Raw genomic sequence first — 1,072 nt, 5'->3', positions numbered from 1 at the left:
TATTGCGGGCCCAATGCCAGCCGTGCCATCGGCCAGGGCACCAAGGTGGTCGACGCCGGCGGGCGCTACCTGGTGCCCGGTCTCTGCGACGCGCACATGCATGTCGAAAGCGGCATGGTGACGGTGACCGAGTTCTGCCGGGCCGTCATTCCGCACGGCACCACCTCGATGTTCATCGACCCGCACGAGATCGCCAATGTGCTTGGCCTGCCCGGCGTGCGGCTGATGCATGACGAAGCGGTCGCCATGCCCATCAACGTGCATGTGCAGATGCCGTCCTGCGTGCCTTCGGCGCCGGGGCTGGAACATGCCGGCGCCGAGCTGACGGTCGCCGATGTCGAGGAGGCGATGACCTGGGAGAACATTATCGGCCTGGGCGAAGTGATGAATTTTCCCGGTGTCGCCGCCAATGATCCTGTCATGTCGGGCGAGATCGCGGCGACGGTTCATGCAGGCAAGACGGTCGGCGGCCACTATGCCTCGCGCGATCTCGGCCTGCCGTTCCATGGCTATGTCGCCGGCGGCCCCGAGGACGATCATGAGGGCACGCGCGCCGAGGATGCCATCGCCCGTGTGCGCCAGGGCATGAAGGCGATGCTGCGGCTCGGCTCGGCCTGGTACGACGTCGCCTCGCAGATCAAGGCGGTGACGGAGAGCGGTATCGACCCGCGCAATTTCATCCTGTGCACCGACGACAGCCACTCCGGCACGCTGGTCCAGGAAGGCCATATGGACCGCGTGGTGCGCCACGCCATCCAACAGGGGTTGAAGCCGGTGACGGCGATCCAGATGGCGACGCTCAACACCGCCCAGCATTTCAGACTGGAGCGCGAGATCGGCTCGATCGCGCCGGGCCGGCTGGCCGACCTGCTGATCGTTTCGGATCTCGCCGCAATGACCATCGACGAGGTCTATGCACGCGGCGTCAGGGTGGCCAAGGGCGGCAAGCTCGAAATCGATATTCCGGCCTATGATTACCCGAAGACGGCGAAGAACACCGTCAAGCTCGGCAAGAAGCTGAAGGGCGACGACTTCGACATCACGGCGCCCAAGGGCGCCAACGAGGTGCGGG

The 1,072-nt window shown here is 65.5% G+C and carries 1 protein-coding gene; it reads left to right on the top strand.

What is annotated here, in order from left to right; all coding sequences use genetic code 11:
* On the top strand, positions 1–1,072 hold a 1,072-nt coding region (locus tag EN939_RS35415), incomplete at both ends, for an amidohydrolase family protein (RefSeq protein WP_164751571.1).

The organism is Mesorhizobium sp. M7A.F.Ca.CA.002.05.1.1, assembly GCF_003998335.1.
Taxonomy (GTDB): domain Bacteria; phylum Pseudomonadota; class Alphaproteobacteria; order Rhizobiales; family Rhizobiaceae; genus Mesorhizobium.
This window is presented reverse-complemented; position numbering and strand designations above follow the sequence as displayed.